We start from the raw sequence: 26,436 nt of genomic DNA on the forward strand, positions 1-26,436 counted from the left end.
TTGCATTTTATCACGCAAATAATATCCTCTTTACTAATCTAACTATCTAATTCAAAGAGGATACTTTTATAAGGTAGCATGTACTGACCTCTAAACGATTCACCAAAATAAGCATAAAAACTGTATACAAAACAATACAAAATTATTATAAAAGTCAGAATGATTTTTATCCCTTTGTCATTGTTTAATCTAATTGTAGCAGGAAACAAAAAGCAAATACTCAAATTAGCGTACCAAACCATTCTACCAATCCCAATTATCGGCGAGAAAACCTCTGTTATTACTTTTACAACAAAAAGAAAAAAGTAAAACTGATAATTTTTACTAATAAAGCTAAATCTATTATAAAAAAGTAAAAAAAGTCCTAATAAAGGCAACGATGTAATAAAACTCGTGCCTATGAACCCAGATGAATCAATATATCCTTGATAGCGACTAGCTGTTATAAATGGAAATATTAAATATCTTACGGTTAAAAAGCCAATTGGTATTAAAAACATGAGCTTAAGTAAATTTACTCTTTTAAAGAAATTTTGGTTGTCCTTACCTAAGAAAAGTAATACTAGAGCAAATAATGCAGAGTAGTGAAACATTGTTGCAAGAAATACAAATAGAATAAACTTCTTTTTATGTCCCTCAATAATGTACCTATATGCAAAAGCAATTATAGAGACTGCTATTCCCATACGCATAATTCCAAAGTAATAAAAATATTGTGTTGTTGAAAAAACAAAAACTACTAAAGAAAGATTTATTTTATCTATTTCATAACTTAGGGCTTTATAAAAAAGGAAAATAGTTATAATAGATGATAAGATAAGTAGCCATTGTTCATCACCAAGAATGTATGAAATCCGATTCAACAAATAGAAACCAGGTTCAGTTACCCTTGTTTGATAGAACTCCAAAACCCCGACACTGTTAGCAAAATAATAAATTTCTAAGTAGCTAAGTCCATCTACTCCTATACTTATATCTCTAAAACCCATAACAAAAATTAAAGTAATTAAAGATAATCCCATAAAAAAAATATTTGGGACTCTTTTTCCCTTCTTATTATGTTTGGAAAATTTTTGCGCTAACCCTGCGAAAACTGTTGATGACAATACAATTGTTACATAAAACAAGTACGAATTTAACATAGTAATATCTCCCAGGTTACCTGACTAATACAAAGAGAATACATATTCAAAAAATCAAGTAGTCTAATTCTCCAAAGTCTTAAATGTTTGAAAAAAAGCTCTTCGTCGCCCTTCAATTAATGATCTGTCATACTTCTTGGATTCGTAATAATTCCTTTCCGCCTGAACTTTCATAACCTCTTTATCAAACTTTCCTAATATCATACATATTTCATCTATATTTTTTCTTGTATTACTAAAAATATATTCATTTTCTAATAATTCAGGAATTCCGGCGGTATCTGCTCCGAATGCGGGTAACGCACGACTCATTGCTTCAACCAATGCACGAGGTAACCCTTCCTGTCGACTTGGCTGAGCATATATATCAATTGTATCTAACCACTTAAAAACTTTATTATGTGAGAGAGAACCTAAAAACTTAACTTGCTCAGTAACCCCGTATTTCTCAGCTATGGATTTTAAATACGTTGGATCGCCCCCACCCACTAACTGATATTCAAATTTCATATTTCCTTGTTTTTTTAACTTACCAAGTGCCTCAATAATATAATGCTGTCCCTTATACCTTACATCTATTGCTGCAGTTGTACCAATAACTAATTTACTATCTTTTTTATTATCCCGAATTCTATCTAATCGAACATCAAGAATAGAGTCGTTAAACTCTTTCAATGCCACGTTAGAACAGTTTACAAAATTTCCTTTAGTAGGATATCTATTCTGTAAAAATTTATTTGTTACATATACAGAATACATTGCTTCCCTAATAAGCTTTTTTGTTTTAAAATACTCAAAAGGGGCAATTATTTTTCCTTTGAGACTGTGATTCCAAAGTGCATCCCATGGACAAGCAACAACTTCTACCAAATAGGGCTTCCTATTTCTTTTAGCTGCAGAAACTGCTAATGATCCTATAGAACTAGGCAATCTCGCTATTAATGAATCACAACCACTAACTTCTTTGTTGATAATTTTTTTAACTTCAAATATTCTGCTCATATTTCTAATTGATTTAAAATTTGGGATCTCTACAAACTTAACTCTCTCAGTTGAAGCCAATGTAAGCTTTTCATTATTTGTGTTTATTTGCTTTTGTCTGCTTAAAACGATGACCTCTTCGAAAACAGAAGTGTATCTCTCTAACATTTCTTTAGAAAGTCCACCAGTGCTATAATATTGATTATTAAACTTATAAAAAATATGATCATGTGCAAATATAAGCTTCATAGTTATCTCCTTTCCTTAATAATTTTAGCAGGAACTCCTCCTATTATCGTATTCCGTTTAACCTCATTTTTTACCACAGCTCCTGCAGCAACAATGCTACCTGATTTAATTGTACTACCTGCTAGTATCCTACATCCCGCACCTATCCATACATTATTTTCAATTACTGTTTGTTTCATTTCACAGCCCTGATCTCTAATATTTAAATTAAGATCTGAAAATCTATGCTCTTCAGATATAATTGTACTACTATGAGCTATAGAAACATCACTACCAATGTTAATACCTCCCGAAGCATCGATATAGCACATTGGATGAATACTTACATTATCACCTATTTCCAGTTGATGAACTCTATACAAATATACACTTGAAAATATCGCTACATTATTTCCACAATTTTTCGCACAATTTTTAAGGCATATATATCTCACAAACATTGCTATATAGTTATCATGATGTCTTGTGAATTTCAACAAAAAAAGATAAAAACTTTTGGGTAGAATTTTTGATATACTTATAATGATACTTATTAACCCTGATAGTTTTTCAGTTATTTCTCTCTTTCTTTTCATAGATATCACCTTTGCATTAATGTCATAAGTTATTAAACACTTAAGCTCTTAACTATCTCTTCTAAATATGCATCCACCACAATCCGTCTATTAAACTCATTCTCAACTTTTATTCTACCAGCCAAGCCCATCTGCATTTTAGTTTCTTGATCTAATTTTAAAAACCTCTCAACCTTCTCTATCAAATCTTGGCTGTCTTGCTGTTCCACAACATATCCATTTTCCCCATCATCAACTATTTCTCGACATCCTGCTCTATTAGTTGTTATAATTGGTCTTCCACAAGCAGCACTTTCAAGCAATACATTTGACATACCTTCAGGATAATATGTGGGATGAATTGTACAGTGAGAAAATTCATGGAATTTTCTCACATCATTCTGCATTCCATGATATTGAATAATGCCTTTATCATGCAAACTTCTCAGTTTTTCTTCATACACATCTTCACAAAAACCTAAGATGTGGAAAGCTGTATTTGGATACTTCCCTCTTATATATTTAGCTACGTCCAAATAGTGGTCAATTCCTTTTTCTTTCATTACGCGAGCAATAAAAAGAAAATTGATGATTTTATCTGATGGATAATCTAATAGCGAGTAATGTTGTAGATTTACACCAGATCCTGGTATTAACCTATGTTTGCCACTAGTAATCTTCATTTCATAAAAAAAAGCTTCATTATCTCTATTCTGAAAAAAGACACAATTCGCTTTTGTTAATGATTCCTTATATAAAAATAAAGTAATTTTTTGGAGTACCCCTTTATTTTCAACTGCCGTTCCCAGACCTGTAATATTCGCTATGTAAGGGACATCACTCATCCTACAAGCCAAACCACCGTAAACATTAGGTTTTATCGTATATGTTAAAACCACATTAGGCTTAATATTCTTAATTATTTTTCTGTAATTCATTAACAATTTAAAATCAGTTATTGGATTAGTTCCTCTCCTGCTAATGGGTGTCTCAATAAAATTACAGCCCAATTCTTCTAGTTTAGGTATTAAATCACCATACGGTAGCGACACATACACTTCATATTTCTTTACTAATTCCTTTATGAGTTCTTTCCTGAATTTATATAAACCAACATCATTATTAGTTAATATCAGAATTTTTGCCATTTTTACTCTCCCTGTCGAAACCCCTACACAAATTTCAGCTTTAGTTATCCTTAACACATACAACACCTGTAACCTAATTGCACTCGCCAATAATATTTAATTTATTATTTACTACACTACAAATATCTAATCAAGACAAGACCTTTATCACACTTATACTGTTTCATCAATTTTTATATCAAGTGCTATATAAACAAAACCACAAATTATTTCTATGACCTAATCGCAGCATCCGTGTTAATAATGCCTCTTTTCTGATTTTAATTCAATTGATACTCACTATATCCGCTCTTTATCCATTAAAGACCATAAACCCCATAAAATTGTATATATTTCCCCCTGACTTTCTCTATGTTACGACCACATGTGAGTTGTGATGACAAACATTATCTACCATTCACTTTATCACAAACTTACAATTTACTTTAATTCTTTATAATCGATATAATCTTTTTCTAATTCAAGCATTTTTCTGCTCCTATCTTTAATTCTCCTAGCTGGGGAGCCAAAATATACTCCCCATTCATTCAAGCTTTTCGTAACTAATGAATTAGCTCCAACTGAACACCCTTCACCTATACTAACATTAGGTAGTATCGTTGAATTAGTACCAATGATTACGTGTTTCCCTAAACAAACTTCACCTTCAGTTATAATTTTGAACCTACTTGGGATAGTTGGATTAGTAAGTGATTCTCCTGAGTAATCGTCTGTAGCACTATAAATACTTACTCTCGAGGACAAACCTGCAAAATCATTAATTATAACTCCACCATTCCCTAAGATAATACAATGGAATGCAATATGGACATTCGATCCTATTTCTATTCCTTTTTTTCCTCCAACTAAACAACAATAGTCATCTATACGTACATCATTACCGAGCTTAATATTTTCTGGCATGTAAATACTTGTTTTACGGCTAACCATAACATTCTTCCCTATTGATTTAAATCCAATTTCTTTTAATTCCATCTCAGAGTAAAACGAATTCATATACTTTCCTCCGCATATTTTCTATTAATTCCCTTTAAATGGTTCCATAGTTACAGAAGTCTCTGAATTAATCCCTTCCCTTACAAACACCTTTTTAATTGTAAGGAAAATAATCTTCCAATCCCCAATAAAACTCACGCTATCAACATACTCTACATCCATATCAAACTTATCTTCCCAACTGATTGCATTTCTTCCATTTACCTGTGCTAGCCCCGATAGACCAGGCCTTACTTCATGGCGACGTTTTTGATGATCATTATAAAGAGGCAGATACTGTACCAATAATGGTCTAGGACCTATGATGGACATATCACCTTTTAAAATGTTAAAAAGCTCAGGTAGCTCATCCAGTGACGTAGAACGTAGGAATTTCCCAAACCTCGTCAACCTAACACTATCAGGAAGCAACTCCCCATTCTCATCTCTCTCATCCGTCATTGTCCTAAACTTATACATCATAAAAATCTTTTCATTAAGCCCAGGTCTTTGCTGCTTAAAAATCACTGGACTTCCTAGCTTTGTTTTAACTAAGATAGCTACTATCAAAAGTACTAGACTTAAAACTAAAATAGCAACCAAAGACAATATAAAATCCATTGGCCTTTTAAAATATTTTCTATACATTATTCACACCACAACTTCTTAATTATCCCTACAACCCTCTCCAAATCCCCATCCATCATCTTCGTATCACTTGGCAAACAAACCCCATTCTCAAACAACTTCTCCGCTACATCCGTGCCAACAAAATCATACTTTTCAAAGAACGGTTGCATATGCATCGGCTTCCAAATAGGCCTTGACTCAATATTCTCTTTTTCAAGAGCTACCATAATATCAAACGGTCTAACCGGCCCGTTCAACGTCATCGAGCTTAACCAATAATTCGGCTCGTTCCACTCATTGATCGGCATGAACTCCACACCATCAAGTGACCTTAATTCTCTTTTATAGTACTCAAATATGTACTTTTTCTTTGCCACTCTCTGATCTAATACTTTAAGCTGTCCTCTTCCGATCCCAGCAACCACATTGCTCATACGGTAGTTGAAGCCTAGCTCACTATGCTGATAATGTCTGGCTTGATCTCGGCTTTGTGTAGCCCAAAATCTTACTTTGGCTATTCTCTCTTCATTATCAGAAACTAGCATCCCACCACCTGATGTGGTAATGATCTTGTTTCCATTAAAGGAGAAGACACCATAATCTCCGAAAGTACCGGTATGTTTCCCTTTATAATAAGTACCTAAGCTCTCGGCAGCATCTTCAATTAAAGCTACATTGTACTTTCTACATAAATCTACTATCTTGTCCATATCGGCTGACATTCCATAGAGATGAACTACGATTACAGCCTTCACATTTGGATACTTATTAAAAGCCTCTTCTAATGCCTTAGGACACATATTCCAAGTCTTGTAATCACTATCTATAAAAACAGGAACGGCATTTTGATAGATGATGGGATTTGCTGTAGCTGAGAAAGTGAGTGTTGGACAAAAAACAATATCTCCTTCACCAACACCAGCTGCTATTAGCGCTAAGTGGATGGCCCCCGTACCAGAAGTTAAGGCTGCAGCCGCTTTAGATCCAACTTTAGCTGCCAATTCTCTTTCGAATCCATTAACATTTTCCCCAAGAGGCGCAATCCAGTTTGTATCAAAAGCTTCCTTAACATATTCCATCTCAAACCCTTCATCACTCATATGTGGTGATGAAAGAAAGATTCTATCTCCCATTGTGCTAAGACCTCTTTCTTCGTTTGCATTTTAACTAATAACCCTCTAAACAAACTAATTAAAAGGAGCCTCAAATAAAGAGACTCCTCACCCATTACTTAACCAAACTCTCATTCACAATCCCATGAAGATACTCTAATAATTCCGCCCTTAAATCATTTCTTTTTAAAGCAAACTCCACCTGCGTCTTTATAAACCCCAACTTCTCCCCTACATCATACCTGGTCCCCTCAAAATCATAAGCATACACCGCTTCGATCTTGTTTAACTCGGCAATCGCATCTGTTAGCTGAATCTCTCCTCCAGCTCCAGGCTTCTGGTTATCCAAGATATCAAAAATCTTCGGACTCAAAATATATCTTCCCATAATAGCTAGGTTGGAAGGAGCAACCTCTTTTTTCGGCTTCTCTACCAAATGGCTCACACTATAAAATCTTTCATGAATCTCTTTACCATCCACAATCCCGTATCTTGAAACTTCTTCATCAGCCACATGCTGAACCCCGATTACGGATGCTCTATAGCGATCATACTGTTCAATCATCTGTTTCAAGCAAGGCTTCTCCGCTTGGACAATATCATCACCCAATAGTACAGCAAACGGCTCATCCCCTATAAACTTTCGTGCGCACCAAATCGCATGTCCTAAGCCTTTGGCTTCCTTTTGACGGATATAATGAATATCTACCATTTGAGAAGACTTTTGCACTTCATTTAATAGATCCATTTTCCCTTTTTCTAATAGATTTTGCTCTAATTCAAAAGAGTTATCAAAATGATCTTCAATAGCACGTTTACCTTTTCCCGTAACAATAATGATATCTTCAATCCCGGACTCTACCGCTTCTTCTACAATATACTGAATGGTCGGTTTATCTACAATCGGCAACATCTCTTTCGGCATCGCTTTTGTTGCAGGAAGAAACCTGGTTCCCAGTCCAGCTGCTGGAATAATTGCCTTTCTTACTTTCATGATTGATCTCTCCTCAACATCTAGTTTGCTATCGACACTAGTTTTTTAGCTTCTACTCTGTTATTCGCTAAATCTAACAGCCTGTTTCTTAACTCTTCTTTTTCGATTTCATTTAAAGTTTCAATAATATCATAGATATGTTCAATATAGAGATTCGCCGTCTTCCCTATGTAAATCTTCGGATACACCTGTTCCTCATGAACTTCATTCTCATTCAATAATTCTTCAAACAGCTTTTCACCAGGTCTAATCCCAGTAAACTGGATGCCAATCTCCTCTTCCGTATAACCTGACAGCCTAATTAAGTTCTTGGCTAAATCTACGATTTTAACCGGCTCTCCCATATCTAACACAAAGATCTCTCCACCTTTTGCTAAAGCACCAGCTTGGAGCACCAATCTGGAAGCCTCCGGTATCGTCATAAAGTATCTCTGCATCTCTGGATCCGTTACGGTTAAAGGACCACCCTTTTTAAGTTGCTCCTTAAATAGAGGAATCACACTTCCTCTACTACCTAAAACATTCCCAAAACGAACAGCCACAAAATTTGTTTCACTCTTTTTATCTAAATCTTGGATAATCATCTCAGCCAAACGCTTTGTTGACCCCATCACATTCGTAGGATTCACGGCCTTATCCGTGGAGATCATCACAAATGTTTCTACTCCATAATGATCTGCGGCTTCTGCCACATTCTTCGTCCCAATAATGTTATTCTTCACAGCCTCTTCCGGGTTTCTCTCCATCAACGGAACGTGCTTATGTGCAGCAGCATGGAACACTACATGAGGCTGATGCTTCTCCATAATCTTGAACATTTTGTCTCGGTCTTGCACATCCGCGATTTCGGTAAAGTATTCTATGCCGCCGTTAACATTATTAGCTTTGAGTTCCAATTCAATGGAATGGATACTATTTTCGCCATGACCTAGCAAAATCACGGTACGGGGATTAAACTTGGATACTTGTCTACACACCTCAGAACCAATAGAGCCTCCTGCACCAGTAACTAAGATGACATTACCAGTCAAGTAAAAAGCAATGGACTCCGAATCCAACTCTACAGGTTCTCTCCCTAGCAAGTCTTCCACCTGAACATCACGGAATTCACTCACCGAGACCTTACCTGTCATCAGATCCTCGATCATAGGGACGATCTGGGCTTTGGCCTTGGTTTTATTACATTCATCGACAATTTGTTTTAATTCCTTCTTTTTAAGTGACGGTATGGCAATAATGATGTTTTTGATATCCAACTCTCTTACTACATCTTCAATCTTCTCTCTCCCCCCTAATACGGGAAGACCTAATATCTCTAGTTTTTGTTTCCCTGGATCATCATCGATAAAGGCCACAGGGAATAATTCCGTATCCGGATTATGCCTTAGCTGTCTGGCCACCATGGTGCCGGCCGCACCTGCCCCAATGATCAGGGCTCGTTTCTTATTAATGCCATCCATCCTGGATACATGATTATCTCGATATAACCTCCAGGAGAAACGTACTCCACCAATCAGGATAATGTGCATCATCCAGGTAATAGCAAGGGTTCGATAATAAACACCACCGGTAACCACAAATTGCATCGCTGCCGTGATCATGATAGACAGTGTGATCGCTTTGAAGATCGAGATCAATTCACCCACACTTGCATACTTCCATACTCTTTTATACAGCTTGTAAAAATGAGCTAAAATATGATGACTAACGAATAAAGTAATCGAGCTAATTAAAAGTGTGGCGGTAAAGACGGTTCGAGATGGAACCAAAATGAAATTACATACGTAAATGGATGTTATTACGATAATCGAGTCGATCATCATCAAGAACGCTATTCTCTTTTGGTACGACAACATTCATCCCTCCTCACTATAGATTTCTGTCTCTTTTTGTTTCTGAATGATATGTATAAAATTGATATAAAAATTAAGAAGATAAATCTCCTTCTAAAACTAGCAACTTCCCTACTATCTTTAGAAGTCTATCCATCCCCTTCAAACCAAATCTTCACTCGTTCATTTTTTTAGGCACATTTCCACATTGACTTTAGTTGACCATTGTAAGAAAATAGAGAAAAAGAAAGGGTTTTCACACCCTTTCTACACCCTTTTTTATAATGGGCATCTAACCCAACCTCACATCAAACCATCGACAATCCAAGTCTAAGGTGTCTCATACACCCACAGCTCGATCGAGTGCCTACATTGATAAAGGTTAGTAGACATCACCTGGTACTTTGTTTAATCCTTAAAAAATTCCGAAAAGCTTCTTTCTGACTTTCTCAGCCGGAATAATTTCGCAATCCTTACCTTCTATCACTTTCTTGGCATATCCTTGATAGAGCTCTACATAATCCATGCCGAAGCGTCTAGCTATTTCGTCGTAAGCCTCACTTAGCACGACACCTCGACTGCCTGTATTATGCGCATCCGTTGCAACAAAATGGACAAGATGATGTTTGATCATTTCCTGTGAGGCTTTTTGGATTTTCTTTCCGAATTTCCCACAGACGCTCGCTGCCGTCAATTGAGCCATGGCGCCTTGCTTAATCAAGCCATACAGGGCGTTTAAGTTTTCACTAATCTCTTTATTCCTCTCAGGATGAGGGATAATTGGAATGACCCCTTTCATCTGAAGCTGGAAGATTAATTGATTTATGTATCGCGGAACATGATCTCGCGGCAATTCCAAAAGGATGTATCGCTGCTGCTGATTGTAAGTCATGATCTGACCTTCCACTAGGTCTTCCGTTACACCGCCATGGACATGAAGCTCCATGCCTGGCAGAATTTCAATATGTATCTCATGCTCATCCAATAAGGATTGAACTTCCTGGCAACGGGTGAGTATCTTCTCTGGAGGATTCAAGTACGTTCCGTCCTTATGATGGGGAGTAGCGACGATGGTCCGAATGCCATCACCGACTGCTTGTCGAGCCATGGCCAAGGTGTCTTCTGAATTCCGCGCTCCATCATCCACTCCATACAAGATATGCGAATGCAAATCTATCACTCTACCCCTCCCCTATAAACCAAAAGTCCTATCTATGATTTTTGTCCTGCATTTTCATTATAGTCTGCGCAACATTTGTTAACAATACTTTTTTTGCTTAGTTTGTAGTTTTTTGTAAAATGATAGGTCCAAAGAAAACTTGGCTTCCGCCAAGCAGCTCGATAAAAATCATATCTTATATGAATATAAAATAAGTAGAAACTTCTATTTCTACTTATTTTTTTGTTCCATAATAATAGTAATAATAACTGTCGCCTTGCATTTTTTTATTGTTTAATACGACACCTAAAATATTGGCTTTTACATTCTCCAATTGACCCTTGGCTTTTACCGCAACATCCTTATTCGTTGTTCCGGAATCGATGACGAGAATCACTCCGTCTAGCTTAGAAGCCAAAACCTGAGCATCCGTTACAGCAATGACAGGAGGTGAATCAAAGAGCACTTGGTCATATTGCTCGGACACCAATTCAATGAACCTCGACATCACCTTCGAACCAAGCATCTCAGCAGGATTCGGGGGAATGGGCCCTGCTGTGATAATATCCAAATGAGGGACATGGCTTTTTTGGATGACAGATTCAAGCGTTCCCTGTCCAGCTAAATAGGTCGTCAGTCCTTGACGGTTATTTAAATCAAACGTATGATGAACGGTTGGCTTTCTTAGATCAGCATCTACGAGCAAGGTTTTCTTTTCCGTTTGTGCTGTCACGACAGCTAGGTTGGCAACAGTCGTCGATTTTCCTTCTGAAGGCCCCGTACTCGTTACCATGACCGTTTTTAACTCCCGATCGATTCCAGAAAACTCAATATTCGTACGAAGCGTTCGATAAGCTTCGGAAACCGGCGATTTCGGATTGGTGAAAGTAATAACACTTCTTTGCGTTTTCTGCAGGTTAGATTTCAAGCTGTTTCCCTCCTACTGCACTCGTCGATGGATCCTTCTCTATTTTGCCTTCCTGTTTCGGGTCTATTTTCGCGATCGTACCGAGTACAGATAACCCTAGTACCCTTTCCACATCTTGTTCCGTCTTAATGGTATTATCGAGATATTCTAAAAGGAAGACGATTCCGATAGATGTCATGAGACCCACAACAAAGGCGATGACCATATTCAATAACGGCTTAGGATTCACTGGCGATGGATTCTCTCCCACCTTGGCTTCCGCTAAGATTTGTACGTTGTCCACATTCATAATGCTGACGATTTCTTGCTTAAACGTGTTTGCGATTCCATTAGCAATTTTCGCCGCCATGGCTGGATCAGGATCCGTCGCTGTGATCGACATGACTTGGGAATTTTGTACCGCATTTACTTTAATCTTGCTTCCCAGTTGACCTGCTGTCATATCAAGACCCATGTTGGTGATGGCTGATTCAAGGATCCGCGGACTCTTGATGATCACATTATACGTTTCTATTAATTTCAAATTGGTTTGAATATCCCCCATATTCGGGACGACAAATTCGCTCTTGCTTTCACTGCGGTTCACTAATAATTGAGTGGAGGATTCATAAGTTGGTGTTATAACAAAAAAACTGATGATTCCACTTGTAATCGTTGCGATGAGAGTGACCATTACAACGATCCATATCCGCTTCATCAGGATTTCAAAATACTCTCTAAGCTCAATAGTTGTCTCTTCCATGACCGTCTCCTTATACTATGTATTTCTGCCTAGAAAAACCACTTTTACATTATACGACATTACCTCCGGAGATTCATCAATTTCCTGCAAATTTGAAGTCATGGTTGAAGATGGAAAAACGTTTAGGTGTCCACCTTTTGATTTTCTTATTATAACTAGTTCCATATTACTAGAACTAGTGTGTATTATTTACTTTTATACCATTACTTTTCTATTGACACGAGGGAAGCCCCCTCTATGCGAAACATCAAATCTTCCCAATCATAGAGGGGATAGCCCATTTTACTCAGATATTTTTCTTTGGTATCAATTAAATATTGAAAGTTTTCATCCACACCTTGATTGAGTCGCTTGAATATCTCCTGGCTGTAGCGCAGATCCTTTAAGGTGAGATGCATGTAGTCCTTCATCCCAAAGCCCCCATCAGGCATATAAGCATACCAGAGATCCCCGTCTTCCGGTTTCACCCAATGGGGGATCGTGTCCCATACCGCAACTTTCAGTTTGTCCGCCGTCTGTAAATAGCTTTCCTGTTTCGTTTCCAAATAGAGTTCATAGAGAAAATTCATTTCAGCGACGAGATGGTTTAAAGACACGTGGGTTTTGATCTTCTGCTCATCGCCAGTTCCTTGCCGGTAGTCATAGACCAGGTAACCCCCGTTTTTCGTTGAATCATGATGCTGCCTGGCATAATCTAAGAAAAAAGTCGCATAATTTTTCGCCGCTTCCAAATAGGCAGGGTCCTTAAACTTTCGATAGCCCTCCAGAAGAAACAAAGCCGCATCGGTGCTGAAGCGGGTATCATAAAACCCTTCCTTAATCCCGTAATCCTTTTCCAGCCAAGAGGATTTGGGCTCCGTGTTCCAAAAGCCCTGCTCGTTTTGCGTATGAAGCGCTCCTTCTAAAGACATCATCGAGAAGTTCTCGGCAAACCGTGTTTTTCCATATAGGAGGAATTTGCTCCCGACATGCTGGGCAGGAACGATCCAGAAGCCCCATTCATCGTAAGGAACGTAGGAGGGATCCGGAATATACTGCACACCGCCGGGCGTCCACTTTCGGATGCGATCCAAATTCGCTCGTGTCATGAGTTCCTTTTGTCCCTCGTCCTCCCAATCGAATAGCCCTTCCTTTCCCACCATTCCCCACTGCTCGATTTGCCTTCCCTCGAGGTGCGGAAGCTCGATGGTCAGGAGCTTTGCCGTTTCCCCCGACTTGTAAACCATCGCTGGGGCTTCTTCATAATGTTCTTTTCTTACCCCATTCCCTAAAGGCTCATAGCTGTTGATCAGGTTCGCATGGAAGCTGAAATCCTCTGCCTCCAGATAAAGGCTATGCTTGGGAAGCCCGCCCTCGTTGCCTAAGCGAAATGGCTCCGTCCAGGTACTATTCCCGATTGAGAAAGGGGACAAGGGTTCGGGAACCGACGGATAAACCAGGTGACGGCCCGTCACAGATCGAGCTGTCGAAGCAATGGAAGCTTGCAGGGTGATCGGTTGCCTGTAAGCGACCATGGGCTCATAGCGAAGAAAATAATAGTAGTCGCCTGTGGTTTCAAACCATATTCCCTCGTAGGTAAGCTTTCCCATGTCCTGCTCCCCATGTCTGACGATCCAGGACTTGGCTTCTCTTTTCAACTGAGGCTTTTCCTCCTTCAGGTGTTGTTCCTTTTGCTCCTTCAGCCTAAAGTCGGCATTCATCAAGTGGATTTGAAACGAGGGAAGCCCCTCTGTTTCTTCTACTGAGGTGACCGTATGTTCTTTGATATACACGTATTCCCCATATTCTTTTTTTACAACAAACATAAGCCCTCCGACCAGGATGGCCACGAGGACGATCAGTACAACCGTTCGCATCGATTTCACGTTTTCTAACACCAACCATTCCTGTCATAATGTATTATTCATTCTAACATAAGAAAATGAGGCATAAAAACCGAAAACGGTGGGTTACGCTCTTCATAGAAGTCCCGACGGAGTATGTTATAATAAATCATCTTACACATGCATCTTAGTCAGAAAGAAGAGGGAAGACCGATGTCCAAAAACGCCCTGATTCGGGGAACGTTAATTTTGACTGCCGCTGCTTTGGTTACAAGGGTCTTGGGTGTCGCCCAACGAATTCCCTTGCAGCGCATCTTAGATGATGCAGGGATGGCCACCTATGGCATCGCATATAACATCTACGGGATTCTACTGATCATCGCGACGGTGGGAATTCCTAGTGCCTTAAGCAAGCAAATTGCCGAATACCATGCCCTAGGGCAATTTCATGAAGCCAGGCAAACCTATCAGGCATCGCGGGACTTCTCCATCGTGGCCGGTGTAGCAGCTGCCCTATTGCTCTATGCCATTGCTCCCTATTACGCCATGTATATTAGCCATGATCCCGAGTCCGCGTTAGCGATTCGTGCGATCGCCCCCGCCTTGCTTCTTTTTCCTTTGATCTCGATTATGCGGGGATACTTTCAAGGTCTGCAATTTATGTCTCCTACGGGACTGTCCCAGGTTTCCGAGCAAATTCTGCGTGTCGGGGTGGCCTTACTCCTTCCCTTGTACCTGCTTTCTGCCGGGTACTCCAGGGAAGTAGCCGTCGCTGGGGCCTCGTTCGGCGCGGTGGCTGGCAGCTTTGGAGCGATTGCGGTGATGATCTATTTCTTTCAAAAAACGAAAATTAAACGCGAAGAGGAATTAGCCCAGCAGGAGCCGATCAGCACATTGTCCCGAAAGCAAATCTATAAGAAGCTGCTTCGTACCGCCATACCGATCAGCTTAGCTTCGACGGCTATTCCGTTTATTTATTTTATCGACTCTTCTACGGTCATTTCGCTATTGAAACCCCATATGGGTTTCCTGGAAGCCAAAAACACCCTGGGGATCCTAACAGGAAGAGCCCAAGCCTTAGCAGCGATCCCTCCGATTTTAGCGATTGCGCTCAGCTCAGCGGTTCTGCCGGCTGTAGCCTCCGCCTATTCGAATCGGAACATGGACCAGGTCAGCCAGATGAGCTCCCTTTCCCTAAGGCTGACCTTAGTAACAGGAGCCCCCTTGGCTTTGTATTTAACGGCAGCAGCCTTTCCCGTAAATGGGTTGCTATTTGGAAATCTGGAAGGGTCCTGGGTCATTGCCGCACTTTGTTTGGGGAGCATTTTTCAAATGATGATGATGACCTCGATGGCCATCCTGCAAGGCTTAGGAAAAACAACGCTGCCGATGTGGCACGTCTTTGCCGCGATCATAGTCAAATGGGGACTCAACCTAGCACTTGCTCCTTGGCTAGGCATCTATGGCATCATCCTTTCTACGACCGTAAGCTTTGTGATCATTTTTTCGCTGAATTGGATGGCTATACAAAGATTGGTTCCTCTGAAGATCTTATCCGAACGCTGGCCAGGCTTTCTTCTGTCTGCCATAGGGTTAATGGTCTCCGTCGGATTCGTTCATCTGGGTCTAGAAGCCTGGATTTCTTCCGCATGGCCCGTCTTTGTCCGTTATGGTCTGATCTGTTTGGCTGCAGCGCTGGTGGGCTTCCCGATTTACTTTGGATTGCTGGTCTATAAAGATGGAATCAATGCCGAAGACATGGCTTACCTGCCAAGAAGGCTGCAGCGGATTTTCAATAAAGAAGAACGGGTAGAAAAAAAGAGAGCCAACGAGTTATAGTTGGCTCTCAAAAGACTACCCAGCAGGATCAGGAACTCACCTATAAGACAAGGTATAGATAAATACGATGGGGAGGTCAATTATGTTTTGGCCATTTCGCAACAGAAATCGAACCATAAAAGAACTGCGCAAGGATATGGGATATACGACGAAGGAATTGACTTTTAAACTGAAGATGGATCATATGGAGATTTTAAACATGGAAGAGTTGAAATTAAAAGAGGTTCCAGAACCGTTAAAAAGCAAAATATTGCCGATTGTACGTGGGGATGAATGGGATAAAGTGCCGTGGTAGCTCTAGCTCGTTTTCTAGGGCTTGTCGGGCTGAAGCGGTTTGGGCTGTGGGCTGATCTACCCGGGAAGATTGCCCTTCATAAGAACTTTCCCTGTATCTTTACACATAAGAATGCAGATGTATGTTTATGGTAACTTTGAGAACATTGTCCCATTGAATATGAAGCGCTTACAAAATATAATAGACTATAATGAGATTTTATCTACACTTGAATAGGAGATGTTAATGATGGAGATCTTTACAACCATTCACCACACATGGCATCGTTTTTGGGGGCAGTTTCACCAAAATCTCATAGACAGCTGTCTGGATGAGACGGAGCAATTAAAATTGATAAAGAAAAGAGACTACCATCATCAACAGTTGACGAAATGCACCCTAGACTAATGAATGCTCTCTGCCTGCATGATACATAGCTTGCTTTAATTGCTTGACCATTTCATTCACGACTTCTTGTGAATCTAAATTCTGATCACGCTGGCTTTTCTCGTAGGCTTCCGTTAGTATATCTTGAATGACCTTTTGATTGAGCTTTGTGGGACTGGAATTCACATCGATTACTTCCTTTACCTATTCTTCAATTACTACCTTAATCTACAACTCATATTATATTCCGCAACTAAAGTCCCATCAACATTTTATTTTCACCAATATTCGACATGGTTAGAAAAGGAAGACCACTCGGCCCTTCCTTCTAACTCATCAAGCCAAACCAAACAAGACCTCCCCATGAATGGGAGGTCTTGTTTGGTTTCCTGTTCAGGGCAATCTATTGATTCAGCTTATCGATCACCGAAGCTGCTTTCTGCCCGGGTCAGGACTCCTCTAGGTCGAAAGGTCCGATCGGGATAGCCGCCGATCAGATCCGCTTGGACCGCAGCCCCCACCATTCCTTTATTTCGAATCTCCTTTGCATCGTTGAAAGCCAAGGCATCTGGCGTCGGGCTCAATCGGAGGGCTCTGGCGAGCATGATGGTCATTGGGTAATCGCTTTTTCTCGGTTCAAATCGACTGCCGTAGTCCGTCGGGATAACGATGCCTTGCTGGATCGCTGCACGGACAAAGGGTGCCACCCAATAGCCTGCCCCTACATCGTGAAATCCTGTGAACCGAAGCCAAAGATTCATGGGAACCAATCACGAAAGCGGAATTTGAAGCGGACAACTATCCGTATTTTACGACTTCAAACTCCACTCTTCCTAGAGAGGATTTACCATACATATCCCTTAACGTTACCCCATAGCTATTCGTTGAAAGGTTAAATTCAGTTGTTCCGCTTCTCATTTCCTTATTAATTAAAGAACCATCGAAAATTAAACTCGATGGTTGGGCCGAAAGAAGGGCATTCATTTGTGCTTGATTAAAATTGGTTAATCCATCTTTAAAACCGTATAAAGCCATACTCAAAATCTAACTATTTTCTTCGAAAGAGTCATTTTTAAGTTCTTTTTTATTAACAGCTTTTACTTTATACATCCGTTTATCAGCCTTTTTTATTAACTCATCTAAAGTCGATCCGTCTGTTGGATATACTGCAGTCCCGATGGAAATTGAAATGTCTATTTTTATACGTTCTGAAAACATTGTAAGCTCCTTCTGGATACGGTTGATAATGGCTTGAACACCTTCCTCGTTAGCGTTAGGATAAATAATTAGAAATCTCCGCCCCAACGTGCAACAATATCACTTTTCCTAATTTCACCTGAGAGCAATGAAGAGAGAGTTATCAATACTTCATCACCAATTTTATGACCGTAAGTATCGTTTATTGGTTTAAAATCATTGCAGTCAATAATGGACAGGCTTAGCTGTTCATTATTACGCTCCACTTGAGCTAATATTTTTGGGAATATAGCCTCAACAAATCTCCGGTTATACACTCTGGTTAGTGTGTCTTTTTCAGAAAAATATTTAGCTTTATCATACTGAATACCTAACACCCAGCTAAGGATACCAAAGAAGATCATCAGGAAAACATTAAAAATATCAAATCGAAGACCATGGGCAAAATGCCACACAACAAAACTAACTACTGTAAAGATCAAAAGCCCAATTCTTCCAGTGAATCCCAACAACTTTTCCTCATTTCCAGATAAGGTAATTTGTCTAAATTTTACAATACATTGATACTATATTACTACTGTGATTTTATTACTTTATGACTATACCTTCACATTTCGGTACTTTTGATGTAATATTCTATTGGTGGGTATTTTTACCTTTAACCTCGATAATAGCAAATTCATCGAAAGATGAAGACGCAAAGCTACGGGCCTAAAGTTTTCTACAAACCAGGGTAGCCGGGTTGCCGAAAGGAGAATAATAAATGAGTCGTTTGGAACTTGTTTCAACAATCCAACAACTAACCGATGTTAAAGAAAAATTAGCGAATGATGTCTTGGACCCTATGTTGAATTGGCCTGAAAGAGATGAATTAAACCAGGCTATCCATTGGATTAACACAAGGATCAACTCATTAAAACAAACATTACAAAAAAGACCTTCTGTATAAGGAGGTCTTTTGTTTGCATAAAAGTTCGATTTGGTAAAGTTTTGTACATTTGGTTTTTAAAAATAATTACCAACCATCCCTCGACAATTTTCACGATACTTTTACAAATATTACATGATAGATTAATACTATAGTACCGTTTTTAATAGAACTTTTGCATAGGAGGTGTTTAGATTGCCTTATTATAGCTTTAAAGAAATATGGACACCCTTAGTCTTCTTCGGGATCCGGTTCTTTAAAGAATTAGAATCCGGTGCTTTGTTTGTGAAGGTGGGGAACCGCCCTCGTAAACAAATTAGCGGAAATAGACATGCTTAAGGTATTCCAGTAGTACGTAAAACCATCCTGTTATTCATTATTTTTAGAAAAGGAGAAAAGATATGGCTAGACTTTTTATCATTTGTCTTCATTGTAATAAGGACTTTCCTTCCCCCCTCCAAATGGACATAGATGCGTTTGACTCAGCTCTAGGCGGTAATTCAGTAAGGTGTCCTTATTGTGAAGATCGTACTGTTTGTACCAAGGATAATATGAAGATCGTTTAGCTCTTTTCTCCTACAACAATGTTTGTTCTGGTAAAATAAATAGACTATACCGAGGTTATTTCAATATGGTTTGTATTCAAATTAATTGTGAAAGCTGTTAGTTATGGTTAGTTTTTTGAAAAATAATTACTTGTTAATTTTATTGCGCACTTTATCTTTTTGTATAAGACTTTGATTACTAAACTCTGCTTTAGCTTCAGACACTAAATCCGTTTTCAAACCAGAATCTTCAAGTTCCTTCTTCATTTGTTCTAATAACTGATTAAATTTTAAAGTTATTTCATCCCGAAGCTGTATTCCTTTTGCGATTATTTCTGATGGATTACCTTTTCCTGATAATGCATCCGATACTAATTTGTTTATACTTGATTTTGCTTCACCTTCTAATTGTTTAAACATGGGGTAATATTTGTTTTTGACATCATTTTCAGTTACAACTTTTTGTTGATGGCTAACATTTCCCTCGTTTTTAGCATACACTGCCCCTGAAAACCCACTAATAATAGTTACTGCAACTAACGGTACAAGCGCTACTTTGACAATTTTCATTTTGTTTTCCCCTCTCGGTAACTGGCTGGCATCTCCATATTCTGGTTTAGCCCCTTTAGTTTTGCGTCACCATTTTTCAATGGCTTTGCCTTTGTCGTAGGATTGATTGTTTTGTCGAATCCGAAGAAAATCTTACCAATATTATTTGAAGTGAGTATAAAAAGTTTATTAAGTTTTCATTAACGTGTTATTAGATAAAAAAGAAAAGCACCTAAATAGCTATTAGATGCTTTTGGACATTTTTTACTAAGAAGCAAAATGGCTTATTTCTCATCCTCCCCCTACCGGCAACACCACATCCACCGTCGTCCCCTTCCCTACCTCACTTTCGATCAGCAGCCTTCCGCCATGTGCCTCGATGATCTTATAGCTGACCATCAGCCCAAGGCCTGTCCCTTTTTCCTTCGTCGAATAAAATGGCTCTCCCAGCCTTTCGATGCGGTCTTCCGGGATGCCAATTCCTTGATCTTTAAATTGGATCACCACATAGTCCGGGTTAGGACGGTGAACTTGAATCGCCAGCTCTCCTCCCCAAGGCATGGCTTCCATGGCGTTTTTCAGGATATTAATAAACACCTGCTTCAATTGATTTTCTCCACAGGTAATGAGCGGCAAGTTCTTGGGCCAGGTGGCTGTAATGTCGATCTTGTTCATGATCGCTTGCGTATTGGCGAGAGTAATGACATGATGAAGGATCTTTTTCAGGTCCTTTTGCTCAAATTCCAGCACCTGCGGCTTGGCGAGCATCATAAATTCACTGACGATGAAGTTGATTCGGTCCAGCTCGGAAAGCATGATGTCATAGTAATGCTTGTTTTCGCTGCTTTGCTCATTTAATAATTGGACAAATCCACTGAGGGTAGCCAAGGGATTGCGGATCTCATGGGCGACGCCAGCCGCCAGTTGGCCGACGATCGACAAGCGGTCGGATTTGCGAAGCATTTCTTCCGCTCGTTTCCAATCCCTAATGTCCCGCGCAATCCCATACACCCCCACAATCTCCCCGTGTACGACAATTGGTACATTCTTGACGCTCATGTCAATGCGATGCCCGTCTTTATGGCGAAAGGGAATTTCAAAGCTGGGATGGTCGCCCGCTAAGGCGGCTCTAAAGTTCTTTCTCACCTTCTCGATATCTTCCTCGAAAACCAGTTGGCTAAAATCCATGGTTTGTAGCTCTTCCAGCGTATAACCTGTTACTTTTTCACAGGCGGCATTGGCCGTCATGAGATTTCCGTAAACATCAAAGGAGGCAATCGGATCCGGATTTTGTTCAAATAACGATTTGTATCGTTCTTCCGCTTCTTTTCGTTCGGTGATGTTGCGGCCGATCACGACCAGCCCTTTTCGTAGTCCATCAGGATGGGTGGTGGGAACTTTGATCACATCAAACGTCAACCGCTTGCCGTTGGGCAGAGGGATGACTTCTTCTAATCGAACAGGATCTTCGCATTGCAGCGCCTCTTGGTCGGACTCATAGCAATAAAACAGGGCATCCCGGTAAAAGCCGGCTTCCTCGGCCAGATCCTTGTCCGTTTTCCCTTTATAGGCGACTTCCTGCAGCTGAAAAAGCTCTAAGGCAAACGCATTGGCCTCCACCCAGCGGCCTTTCGCGTCTTTGTAGCAAACAAAATCAGGCATGGTATTAATGAGAAATCGCAGATGTTCTTCCCTTTCCTGCCAGACCTGCCTGGACCTTCTTTCCGCAGCAATTTGGCGATAGATCATGACAAAAAGAAGAACCACAGTAGCTAATACAAAGATGAGTTCAGAAGTCATATGAACGATAGAGAACGTCTTTTTGTCCTGGCTGTAATAAAGAAGCGTCTGGTCCACAATTACGATCCGAAAAATGGAAAGCACAAGATAGATGATCGGGATTCTAAAAGAGGACTGAGCCTCCCTCGAACGCCAACGGATAAAAAGCTTTTTCAGACCATTTCCTCCTTTCGCGATTAATGAATGCTATTAAAAATGAAAGAAACCCCTGCCTTCGCGAAGGAGGGGAAATATGAGTGCCTGTCACCACCCGAAATTTGTCGACTTATTCATCTGGGGTCCGATCCAGAAATAGCTTAGTAACGGGAGTGTAATCTCCTTGGGCGACTTCCTCTTCCGTCGCATCTTCTTCTAGCTCATCTATATCCATGCCAGGCGCAATCGTGGGCTGATTCTTCGTTTGATCGGTTTTGTTTTTTAGATCTTTTGGCATAATAGGTCTCAACTCCTTTACTGGAATTAGTATGTTTCCAGCTATTGGAGTTTATACGAGTGCCTGTCACCGCCCGAATTTTGTCGAGCCCATTCATTTGATCTTTCTATATAATTTCTGATTAACGCCAATTTCTTCATAACAATCGGCCTTATCCGTAAAGCGGATGGTTTCCTTGTCACCGAGGCCAAGAATGCCAAGCATGGCCAAGCTTTCGTAAAAAAGATCGTGTACCGCATTTTGCAAGGCTTTATTAAAATAAATCAATACATTGCGGCATAATATCACGTTAAATTCATTAAATGATCGATCGGTAACCAGGTTATGTTGAGAAAAAACCACATTTTTAGTTAATTCAGGGGTAAACTTCACGCCGTTTCGAGTCACTTGGTAATAGTCCGAAAAGGCCTTTTTCCCTCCGGCTTTGATATAATTATTCGTGTACTTCCTCATATTCTCTAAGGGATATACTCCTAATTTGGCCATTTTCAGGACATCCGCATTAATATCCGTTGCATAGATCTTTGTCTTTTCATAGATGCCCTCCTCATGCAGCAGCATCGCCATGGAGTAGACTTCTTCTCCCGTTGAGCAGCCTGCATGCCAAATCCGGATCGAAGGATAGGTGCGTAAAAGGGGGACAACCTTCTCTCTGAAATGCAAAAAAAACAGAGGGTCGCGAAACATTTCCGTAACATGAATGGAAAAGTCGGCGATCAGCCTTTTTAAGCAAGCCGAATCATGTAAGATCTTCTCTAAAAGCCCGGTAATACTGGAACATTTTTCGGCTTCTACCCGATGCCATATTCTTCTTTTTATCGATGGATAGGCATAATTCCTGTAGTCATAGCCACACCAAGCGTATAATCCCTGCAAAAGCAGTTCAATCTCAATTTTCTCCCGATCCTCACGGGAGCGATCCTGATATTCCCTCATACTGTCCCCCATAGACAAGTTGGTTTCCTATTTTTCCTCTTGCGGATAGAGCCACACCCTGATTAGGGAAATGAGCCGATCGGGATCGACCGGTTTGACGATATAATCGGATGCCCCCGCCTCCATACATTTTTCCCGATCTTCCTTCATGGCTTTAGCTGTCAGCGCGATGACAGGAAGGTGGGAGAACTTCGGATTTTCTCTTATTTTCCGCGTCGCTTCGTAACCGTCCATCTCCGGCATCATGATATCCATTAAGATAAGATCGAAGTCCGGATGTTTCTCCAATAGCTCCAGAGCCTCCAGCCCATTCTCGGCAAATGTGATGTTCATCCCCTGTAATTCCAATATACTGGATAAAGCATACACATTCCGAACATCATCATCGACAAGAAGGATTTTCTTCCCTTCGAGTCCAGGGAAGCTTTGGATGGCACTGTCATCTGCTTGTTCATTCGCTTGCGTTTGTTCAACATTTGAATGTAAATAGAATTCCAGTTCATCCATTAACCGTTGCGGGGAATGTTCATCCTTGATGATAATGGTATAGGCATACTTTTTGAGATACATTTCTTCTTTCGAGGTTAAGTCGCGCCCCGTGTAAATAAAGACTTTTAAATCCTGGTAGTCTACATTTTTCTTGATTTTTTCCAGCAAATCGAAGCCTGTTGTATCGGATAATCCTAAATCAAGAATGACGTAATCAAATGGGTCAACCTTCAATTCCTCGATGGCCTCCGTGCCTGAAGACACGGCTTTAATGATCACGTCCTTGTCTCCCATGAGTTCCATTAAACTATTGCGTTGCCTTACGTCATCATCGACAATCAGAAGTCTCTTGATGCGGCTGCTAGGCTGCACAGGCTTCAACTCAACGGGTACAACAGCCTTCGGTTGGTCCACTTGAGCTTCTGTCGCTACAGCGACTTCTTCCATGGTACGTTCAAACTCGTCCTGTTCTTTTTCCGTTCCCTGGTATTCACCGACATAAAAAGTAAAGGTACTGCCCTTGCCCTCTTCACTTTCTACCGCAATATTTCCCCCCAGGAGAGCCGCCATTTCCCGACTGATGGATAAGCCTAAGCCCGTTCCCCCATACTTGCGGCTCGTTGTCCCATCCGCTTGTTGAAAGGCGTGGAAAATTAGCTCCTGCTTCTCCACAGGAATGCCAATTCCCGTATCTGCAATGGAGAAAGAAAAGGTTGATGGCTGATCAGGCTTCGATATCCTGTCGATGGTTAAGCTGACTCCGCCTTGATCGGTAAACTTAAAGGCATTCGATAAGAGATTGTTCAAGACCTGCTGCAGCTTTTGTTCATCACTGCAGAAAAATTCCGGAAGACCGTCCTTTAATACAATACGGAAATCTAAATTCTTCTCGTTGGCGATCGGCCTAAATCTCATTTCCACAAACTCTGTCAGATCTTTCACTCGAACGTTTTTCGGATGAACGTCCATTTTTCCGGACTCAATTTTAGCCAAATCCAAAATGTCGTTGATTAACGTCAACAATTCACTGCCGGAAGAATAGATTGTTCTTGAGTATTCCATTTGTTTTTCCGTAAGATTTCCGCCGTGGTTATCCGATAGCAATTTCGATAGAATAAGCAAGCTATTTAATGGGGTTCGAAGCTCGTGGGACATATTGGCTAAGAACTCCGATTTGTATTTGGAGCTCAAAGCCAGCTGTCTTGCTTTTTCTTCCAGCTCAGCGCGAGCTTTTTCCATTTCCCTATTGGTCAATTCAATTTTCTTATTCCGCTCCTCCAAGCTTTTGGCTTTTTCCTCCAACTCCGCATTGGTTTGCTCCAGCTCTTCTTGCTGGGCCTGAAGCTTCTCTTCGGACTGGCGAAGCGCTTGGGTCTGCGCCTCCAACTCTTCATTCGTGGCGCGAAGCTCCTCTTGCTGCGATTGCAGTTCTTCCGACTGAGCCTGGACTTCCTCGGTTAAGGCCTGGGATTCTTCCAATAATTTAGCTAATTGAATTCTTCCCATGACACTGTCCACTATAATCCCTAGGTTACTGACCAATTTCTCCAAAAAGGTTTGCTGAGTCAAAGTGAACGGTTTAAATGAAGCGATCTCTAGCACTCCCTTGACATCGTCCTTATAAAGGATGGGCAATACATAAATATTCAGAGGCTGACCTTCCCCAAGCCCCGATTTGATGCGAATAAAATCCGCTGGAACCTCCGTAAGGATAATGGGGGTTTTTTCAAGCGCAGCTTGGCCGACAAGGCCTTCCCCCAAGCCAAACGTATTCGAAGCGTGCTTCCTTTCCTTGAAGGCATAGGAGGCAAGCAGCTTAAAGACGGGCTTTTCCCCGCACACCTCGTCTTTCACATAAAATACGGCCTGACATGACTCCAGCAAGGGGGCTGCTTTGGACAGGAAGGTCCGGGACAAAGTTTCCAAATCATGCGTACCGCTTAGGCTCGTTGTCATATCGGCCATATTGGAATGGATCCAATTCTGATTCTGTTCCTTTCTTGCCTGCTCCTCTAATGACTCCGCCATCAGATTAAACGAGTGGGCAACGTCATCGATCTCATCATGGGATTGGACCTCCACTCTTGTTTTAAGGTCCGCCTTTCCATGGGCGACATTCGTCATCACACCCGAAACGCGATTCAGCCGAGTGGCGATCGTCCAGACGCTGCGAAACACAAAGCCTAAGGCAATGATGATTCCGATCAAAGAAATAAAGCTGCTGATGAGAATTTGCCGTTGGAAGTCAGTGGATATATTGCTCAGGGAAGCTCTCATATTCGTTTCAAAAGCATCCGTCATGTTGGAAATCACTTGTAAAAACTCATCATGAATGGCAGAGGCATTGCTATTAATCAACTGGAGGGCTTCTTCCCTTTTCCCCTCAGAAACGAGGCTAATCACATTCTCTTTATAGGCATTGAATTGTTCGTTGGTTTGCTTTAGATCTTCTACTCTCTTTTTTTGTTCGGTTGATTTTACTTGCGATTCAAGTAAAGCAATGTCTTGTTCAGCAGCATCACTTTCCTTTTGCAAAGCAGATAATTCCCTTTGGATGGAGGGTGGATTATTGAGAACGACGATATTTCTTAAATGAATGGCCTGATTTTTCACCTTGATGTGAATTTGATTCGCTAAAAAGGAAGCTTCGTTGTCGGCAATCAATGAGTCACTCATTTTATGGAGACTGGAAAGCTGGAACCAGCCCATTCCTATGAAAAGGAAAATAAGAATAGGCAAGGCACTCAGCCCTAACAATAATTTGGTTTTAATTTTCATAACGGGAGCTCC

Annotated in this window: 27 protein-coding genes, 1 pseudogene and 2 riboswitches; of the genes and pseudogenes, 6 read left to right on the forward strand and 22 right to left on the reverse strand. The window is 40.5% G+C overall.

The genetic code is table 11. The features are described from left to right. Positions 1 to 38: 38 nt before the first annotated feature. The 13 genes from ABLT31_RS21285 to ABLT31_RS21345 all read right to left on the reverse strand — a co-directional run bounded on the left by ABLT31_RS21285 (position 39) and on the right by ABLT31_RS21345 (position 14,302). On the reverse strand, positions 39 to 1,142 hold the full coding sequence (locus tag ABLT31_RS21285; protein WP_367755451.1) for an EpsG family protein: 1,104 nt from the start codon (positions 1,140 to 1,142) through the stop codon (positions 39 to 41). A gap of 63 nt (positions 1,143 to 1,205) precedes the next feature. Then, a complete protein-coding gene (locus ABLT31_RS21290) occupies positions 1,206 to 2,372 on the reverse strand; it encodes a glycosyltransferase (RefSeq protein WP_367755453.1) in 1,167 nt (388 codons plus the stop codon). 2 nt (positions 2,373 to 2,374) lie between these two features. Beyond that, complete coding sequence (locus ABLT31_RS21295) at positions 2,375 to 2,947, reverse strand: acyltransferase (protein ID WP_367755455.1); 573 nt, start codon at positions 2,945 to 2,947, stop codon at positions 2,375 to 2,377. A gap of 32 nt (positions 2,948 to 2,979) precedes the next feature. After that, entirely contained in the window at positions 2,980 to 4,074 is a 1,095-nt protein-coding gene (locus ABLT31_RS21300; protein WP_367755457.1) for a glycosyltransferase family 4 protein, read from the reverse strand. A 420-nt stretch (positions 4,075 to 4,494) separates the two neighbouring features. After that, the gene (locus ABLT31_RS21305) at positions 4,495 to 5,070 is read right to left on the reverse strand and encodes an acyltransferase (RefSeq protein ID WP_367755459.1); all 576 of its coding nucleotides are present in this window, start codon (positions 5,068 to 5,070) and stop codon (positions 4,495 to 4,497) included. Between the two features lie 24 nt (positions 5,071 to 5,094). Further along, entirely contained in the window at positions 5,095 to 5,697 is a 603-nt protein-coding gene (locus tag ABLT31_RS21310; protein ID WP_367755461.1) for a sugar transferase, read from the reverse strand. Then, on the reverse strand, positions 5,697 to 6,812 hold the full coding sequence (locus tag ABLT31_RS21315; RefSeq protein ID WP_367755463.1) for a DegT/DnrJ/EryC1/StrS family aminotransferase: 1,116 nt from the start codon (positions 6,810 to 6,812) through the stop codon (positions 5,697 to 5,699). The genes ABLT31_RS21310 and ABLT31_RS21315 overlap by 1 nt, the downstream gene beginning before the upstream one ends. Positions 6,813 to 6,906: 94 nt before the next feature. Further along, positions 6,907 to 7,785: a UTP--glucose-1-phosphate uridylyltransferase GalU gene (gene galU / locus ABLT31_RS21320; protein WP_367755465.1), complete on the reverse strand. Its 879-nt coding sequence runs from the start codon at positions 7,783 to 7,785 to the stop codon at positions 6,907 to 6,909. A 20-nt stretch (positions 7,786 to 7,805) separates the two neighbouring features. Next, on the reverse strand, positions 7,806 to 9,638 hold the full coding sequence (locus ABLT31_RS21325; protein WP_367755771.1) for a polysaccharide biosynthesis protein: 1,833 nt from the start codon (positions 9,636 to 9,638) through the stop codon (positions 7,806 to 7,808). Positions 9,639 to 10,032: 394 nt separating this feature from the next. Beyond that, the gene (locus tag ABLT31_RS21330; protein ID WP_367755467.1) at positions 10,033 to 10,797 is read right to left on the reverse strand and encodes a tyrosine-protein phosphatase; all 765 of its coding nucleotides are present in this window, start codon (positions 10,795 to 10,797) and stop codon (positions 10,033 to 10,035) included. Between the two features lie 214 nt (positions 10,798 to 11,011). Continuing rightward, the gene (locus ABLT31_RS21335; RefSeq protein ID WP_367755469.1) at positions 11,012 to 11,704 is read right to left on the reverse strand and encodes a CpsD/CapB family tyrosine-protein kinase; all 693 of its coding nucleotides are present in this window, start codon (positions 11,702 to 11,704) and stop codon (positions 11,012 to 11,014) included. Further along, complete coding sequence (locus ABLT31_RS21340) at positions 11,694 to 12,446, reverse strand: YveK family protein (protein WP_367755471.1); 753 nt, start codon at positions 12,444 to 12,446, stop codon at positions 11,694 to 11,696. The genes ABLT31_RS21335 and ABLT31_RS21340 overlap by 11 nt, the downstream gene beginning before the upstream one ends. Positions 12,447 to 12,649: 203 nt before the next feature. Continuing rightward, positions 12,650 to 14,302: a glycoside hydrolase family protein gene (locus ABLT31_RS21345; protein WP_367755473.1), complete on the reverse strand. Its 1,653-nt coding sequence runs from the start codon at positions 14,300 to 14,302 to the stop codon at positions 12,650 to 12,652. Positions 14,303 to 14,482: 180 nt separating this feature from the next. Here ABLT31_RS21345 and ABLT31_RS21350 point away from each other — a divergent pair, with 180 nt between their 5' ends. The 3 genes from ABLT31_RS21350 to ABLT31_RS21360 all read left to right on the forward strand — a co-directional run bounded on the left by ABLT31_RS21350 (position 14,483) and on the right by ABLT31_RS21360 (position 16,790). Beyond that, positions 14,483 to 16,108: a putative polysaccharide biosynthesis protein gene (locus ABLT31_RS21350; RefSeq protein ID WP_367755475.1), complete on the forward strand. Its 1,626-nt coding sequence runs from the start codon at positions 14,483 to 14,485 to the stop codon at positions 16,106 to 16,108. Positions 16,109 to 16,190: 82 nt separating this feature from the next. Then, positions 16,191 to 16,403: a hypothetical protein gene (locus ABLT31_RS21355; RefSeq protein WP_367755477.1), complete on the forward strand. Its 213-nt coding sequence runs from the start codon at positions 16,191 to 16,193 to the stop codon at positions 16,401 to 16,403. A 228-nt stretch (positions 16,404 to 16,631) separates the two neighbouring features. Then, the gene (locus ABLT31_RS21360; RefSeq protein ID WP_367755479.1) at positions 16,632 to 16,790 is read left to right on the forward strand and encodes a hypothetical protein; all 159 of its coding nucleotides are present in this window, start codon (positions 16,632 to 16,634) and stop codon (positions 16,788 to 16,790) included. Here the strand turns inward: ABLT31_RS21360 and ABLT31_RS21365 are convergent. After that, positions 16,782 to 16,955: a hypothetical protein gene (locus ABLT31_RS21365; protein WP_367755786.1), complete on the reverse strand. Its 174-nt coding sequence runs from the start codon at positions 16,953 to 16,955 to the stop codon at positions 16,782 to 16,784. The two genes, ABLT31_RS21360 and ABLT31_RS21365, sit on opposite strands and share 9 nt — an antisense overlap. Here ABLT31_RS21365 and ABLT31_RS21370 point away from each other — a divergent pair. Continuing rightward, the gene (locus ABLT31_RS21370) at positions 16,926 to 17,255 is read left to right on the forward strand and encodes a primase-like DNA-binding domain-containing protein (RefSeq protein WP_367755774.1); all 330 of its coding nucleotides are present in this window, start codon (positions 16,926 to 16,928) and stop codon (positions 17,253 to 17,255) included. The genes ABLT31_RS21365 and ABLT31_RS21370 overlap by 30 nt on opposite strands. On the opposite strand, the gene ABLT31_RS21375 is transcribed toward ABLT31_RS21370, so the two are convergent. The 3 genes and pseudogenes from ABLT31_RS21375 to ABLT31_RS21385 form a co-directional block, all read right to left on the reverse strand. Further along, the gene (locus tag ABLT31_RS21375) at positions 17,186 to 17,530 is read right to left on the reverse strand and encodes an S-layer homology domain-containing protein (protein ID WP_367755481.1); all 345 of its coding nucleotides are present in this window, start codon (positions 17,528 to 17,530) and stop codon (positions 17,186 to 17,188) included. The genes ABLT31_RS21370 and ABLT31_RS21375 overlap by 70 nt on opposite strands. 37 nt (positions 17,531 to 17,567) lie before the next feature. Further along, positions 17,568 to 17,810: a hypothetical protein gene (locus tag ABLT31_RS21380; protein WP_367755483.1), complete on the reverse strand. Its 243-nt coding sequence runs from the start codon at positions 17,808 to 17,810 to the stop codon at positions 17,568 to 17,570. 3 nt (positions 17,811 to 17,813) lie between these two features. After that, positions 17,814 to 18,370: pseudogene (locus ABLT31_RS21385) on the reverse strand (GGDEF domain-containing protein). Between the two features lie 258 nt (positions 18,371 to 18,628). After that, positions 18,629 to 18,716, forward strand: a riboswitch (cyclic di-GMP riboswitch). 13 nt (positions 18,717 to 18,729) lie between these two features. Here ABLT31_RS21385 and ABLT31_RS21390 point away from each other — a divergent pair. Beyond that, positions 18,730 to 18,915: a hypothetical protein gene (locus ABLT31_RS21390; RefSeq protein WP_367755485.1), complete on the forward strand. Its 186-nt coding sequence runs from the start codon at positions 18,730 to 18,732 to the stop codon at positions 18,913 to 18,915. 174 nt (positions 18,916 to 19,089) lie between these two features. Continuing rightward, the gene (locus ABLT31_RS21395) at positions 19,090 to 19,233 is read left to right on the forward strand and encodes a hypothetical protein (protein ID WP_367755487.1); all 144 of its coding nucleotides are present in this window, start codon (positions 19,090 to 19,092) and stop codon (positions 19,231 to 19,233) included. A gap of 353 nt (positions 19,234 to 19,586) precedes the next feature. On the opposite strand, the gene ABLT31_RS21400 is transcribed toward ABLT31_RS21395, so the two are convergent. From ABLT31_RS21400 to ABLT31_RS21420, 5 genes are all read right to left on the reverse strand, one after another. Then, the gene (locus tag ABLT31_RS21400; protein WP_367755489.1) at positions 19,587 to 20,009 is read right to left on the reverse strand and encodes a hypothetical protein; all 423 of its coding nucleotides are present in this window, start codon (positions 20,007 to 20,009) and stop codon (positions 19,587 to 19,589) included. Between the two features lie 13 nt (positions 20,010 to 20,022). Next, positions 20,023 to 20,109: riboswitch (cyclic di-GMP riboswitch) on the reverse strand. A 170-nt stretch (positions 20,110 to 20,279) separates the two neighbouring features. Continuing rightward, the gene (locus ABLT31_RS21405) at positions 20,280 to 21,872 is read right to left on the reverse strand and encodes a PAS domain-containing sensor histidine kinase (RefSeq protein ID WP_367755491.1); all 1,593 of its coding nucleotides are present in this window, start codon (positions 21,870 to 21,872) and stop codon (positions 20,280 to 20,282) included. Positions 21,873 to 22,053: 181 nt separating this feature from the next. Then, complete coding sequence (locus ABLT31_RS21410; RefSeq protein ID WP_367755493.1) at positions 22,054 to 22,221, reverse strand: hypothetical protein; 168 nt, start codon at positions 22,219 to 22,221, stop codon at positions 22,054 to 22,056. Positions 22,222 to 22,314: 93 nt separating this feature from the next. Next, positions 22,315 to 23,157: a CheR family methyltransferase gene (locus tag ABLT31_RS21415; protein WP_367755495.1), complete on the reverse strand. Its 843-nt coding sequence runs from the start codon at positions 23,155 to 23,157 to the stop codon at positions 22,315 to 22,317. 27 nt (positions 23,158 to 23,184) lie between these two features. Further along, entirely contained in the window at positions 23,185 to 26,424 is a 3,240-nt protein-coding gene (locus ABLT31_RS21420; RefSeq protein ID WP_367755497.1) for a response regulator, read from the reverse strand. Positions 26,425 to 26,436 lie beyond the last annotated feature (12 nt).

The sequence above is a fragment of the Ammoniphilus soli genome (genome assembly GCF_040813775.1).